General features: G+C 71.8%; 2 protein-coding genes. One reads left to right on the top strand and one right to left on the bottom strand.

The window, feature by feature from the left end:
• The coding region (locus JS521_RS28815) for a threonine synthase (RefSeq protein ID WP_205085886.1) at nt 1-1,106 on the bottom strand (1,106 nt) is incomplete at its 3' end.
• A gap of 231 nt (nt 1,107-1,337) precedes the next feature.
• Between JS521_RS28815 and JS521_RS28810 the strand changes: the two genes are divergently transcribed.
• On the top strand, nt 1,338-2,927 hold the full coding sequence (locus tag JS521_RS28810; RefSeq protein ID WP_205085884.1) for a S8 family peptidase: 1,590 nt from the start codon (nt 1,338-1,340) through the stop codon (nt 2,925-2,927).
• The last annotated feature ends 168 nt before the right edge of the window (nt 2,928-3,095 follow it).

The raw sequence follows: 3,095 nt of genomic DNA, 5'->3' as shown, positions 1-3,095 counted from the left end.
GACTTCAGCCCCGCCCCGCACAGCGGCACCACCACGCTGCCCGACACGGCCTCGCCCCCTTCCTGTACCGCCGCCCAGCACGCCACGCCCGTCGTCTCGACGTAGAACCCGCGTGCCGCCAGGTCCCGCTGGGCCTCCCGGATGCGGTCCTCCGGCACCGTCAGGAACGTGCCGCCCGAGGCCCGTACCGCTGCCAGGATCTGGCGGGCGCGCGGTGGGCGGGGGATCGCGATGCCCTCCGCCAGCGTGGCGGCGGCCGGGGTGCCGTCCTCGGCCGGAGGCAGGTCGTCCGCGCCCGCGTGGAAGGCCGTGGCCAGCGGGGAGACCGCCTCCGCCTGGACCGCGATCAGGCGGGGACGCGTCTCGATCAGCCCCAGCGCCTCCAGTTCGGCCACCGCCAGCGCCGCGCCCAAAAGCAGGGTGCCGTTGCCGACCGGGACGGCCAGCGCGTCCGGCAGCCGGCCGCCGAGGTCCTCCCAGAGCTCGTACACGTACGTCTTCGTCCCGTGCAGGAAGTACGGGTTGAAGACGTGCGAGGCGTAGAAGACCCCCGGTTCGTCGGCCGCCGCGCGGGCCGCCAGGGCCGTCGCCTCCCGGCCGCCCGGGACGGTCACCAGGCGCGCGCCGTGGGCCCGGATCTGCTCGGTCTTCTTGGGCGATGTGCCCTCGGGGACGTACACCGTGCACGGCAGCCCGGCCCGCGCGCTGTACGCCGCGACCGACGTGCCCGCGTTGCCGGTGCTGTCCGCGACCACCCGGTCCGGGCCCAGCCGCCGGGCCAGCTCCGCGAGCATCACCGCGCCCCGGTCCTTGAAGGAAAGCGTCGGCATCAGATAGTCGAGCTTCGCCGAAACGGTGTCCGTGAGCGGGATGAGAGGGGTGCGGCCCTCGCCCAGAGAGATCGCCGAGGAGTCGAGCGGGAGGAAATCCTTGTAACGCCACAATGAATCGATCCGGGCGGAAAGCGCGTTCATCCCGATACCCCGCGCGGGGGTGAAATCGAGATCCCAGGGCCCCCGGCACACCGGACAACACCAGGTCAGCGCGGTGATCGCGGATCGCGTCCCATCCACTGGACAGTAATAGATCGTCATGTCCGCCAGCATGTCAGGCATATGGCAGGTGAATGGCGGGCGTGTGGAACACCCCAAGGCACCCTTGTGAGTTCGTCATGGATCGGTCAATCTTTCGCTGGCAGCAGGGCATGCCGCTCACCGGACGACGCAGAACGTGGGGCGTTCCGATGGCTGATTTGTCATGCCCCTGTCGGGAGTCGGTCGCTCGGCTCTCCGGTACCACCCCCCACCAGAGCACCGCCGATGAGGAGGACCCCTCACATGTCAGTGATGCGTCACACCCCCCATGCCCGTCGAAGACTCGCCGCGGCGACCGTCATAGCCACCGCAGCCGCCGTCGCCCTCGCCACCGCCGGTACCCTCCCGGCGACCGCGGCCGAGCGCGCACCCGAAGGCGTGATCCTGAACGCGGACGCTCCGGGCACCATCAGCGACAGCTACATCGTCACGCTGAAGGACTCGGCCGCGAAGTCGGACTCCGCCAAGGGCAAGGCCCTCGCGAAGAAGTACGGCGCGAGCATCGAACGGACCTACCGCGCGGCCCTCAACGGCTACGCGGTCGAGGCGACCGCCGCGGAGGCGAAGAAGTTCGCCGCCGACCCGGCCGTCGCGTCCGTCTCGCAGAACCGCACCTTCACGGTCTCCGCCACCCAGAACAACCCGCCCTCCTGGGGCCTCGACCGGATCGACCAGCGGAGCCTCCCGCTGGACCAGCGCTACACCTACCCCGACAAGGCCGGCGAGGGCGTCACCGCCTACGTCATCGACACCGGGGTACGCATCAGTCACAGCGACTTCGGCGGCCGGGCCGCCAACGGCTACGACGCCATCGACAACGACAACGTCGCCCAGGACGGCCACGGCCACGGCACGCACGTGGCGGGCACCGTCGCGGGCACCGCCTACGGCGTCGCCAAGAAGGCGAAGGTCGTCGGCGTCCGGGTGCTCAACAACCAGGGCTCCGGCACCACCGCGCAGGTCGTCGCCGGCATCGACTGGGTGACGGCCAACGCCGTCAAGCCCGCCGTCGCCAACATGAGCCTCGGCGGTGGCGCCGACGCGGTCCTCGACGCCGCCGTGCAGCGGTCCATAGCCGCCGGCATCACCTACGCCGTCGCCGCGGGCAACGAGTCGACCAACGCCAACACCAAGTCCCCGGCGCGCGTCGCCGAGGCGATCACCGTCGGTTCGACGACCAACACCGACGCCCGCTCCAGCTTCTCCAACTTCGGCGCGGTCGTGGACATCTTCGCCCCGGGCTCCTCCATCGCCTCGGCGTGGAACACCAGCGACACCGCCACGAACACCATCTCCGGTACGTCGATGGCCAGCCCGCACGTCGCCGGCGCGGCCGCCATCTACCTCGCCGACAACCCGGGCTCCACCCCCGCCCAGGTCTCCGCCGGCCTCGTCGCGGCCTCCACCCCGGGCGTCGTCACCAACCCGGGCACCGGCTCGCCCAACCGTCTGCTGTACGTCGGCGCGGGCGGCACCACCCCGCCGCCCGGCAAGAAGTTCGAGAACACCACCGGGTACGCGATCAACGACAACGCCACCGTCGAGTCGCCGGTCACCGTCACCGGGATCACCGGCAACGCCCCGGCCGCGCTCCAGGTTCCGGTCAACATCTCGCACACCTACATCGGCGACCTGCGGATCGACCTGGTCGCGCCCGACGGTTCCGTCTACAACCTGAAGGCGTACGGCTCGGGCGGCAGCAGCGACAACGTGGTCACCACGTACACCGTCAACGCCTCCTCCGAGGCCGCCAACGGCACCTGGAAGCTCCGGGTCAGCGACAACGCCCGCGCCGACACCGGCCGGATCAACAGCTGGGCGCTCCAGTTCTGACCGGTCCCGCCCCGGCGGTGCACCACCGAACAGCGTGAGGCAGCGAGAGCCGGAGTGAGACAGCGTGAGAAGGGGGGGGGGGGGGGGGGGGGGGGGGGGCCCCCCCCCCCCCCCGGGCCGGCCGCCGCCAGCCCGGCGGGCGGGGGGCCGGCCGCGGCCCGGGCGCGG

The organism is Streptomyces durocortorensis (assembly GCF_016901035.1).
GTDB lineage: Bacteria > Actinomycetota > Actinomycetes > Streptomycetales > Streptomycetaceae > Streptomyces > Streptomyces durocortorensis.
This window is presented reverse-complemented; position numbering and strand designations above follow the sequence as displayed.

Bases quoted from the DNA above. Each gene is read 5' to 3' on its own strand.
- JS521_RS28810 (WP_205085884.1), top strand. From the start codon at position 1,338: ATGTCAGTGATGCGTCACACCCCCCATGCCCGTCGAAGACTCGCCGCG.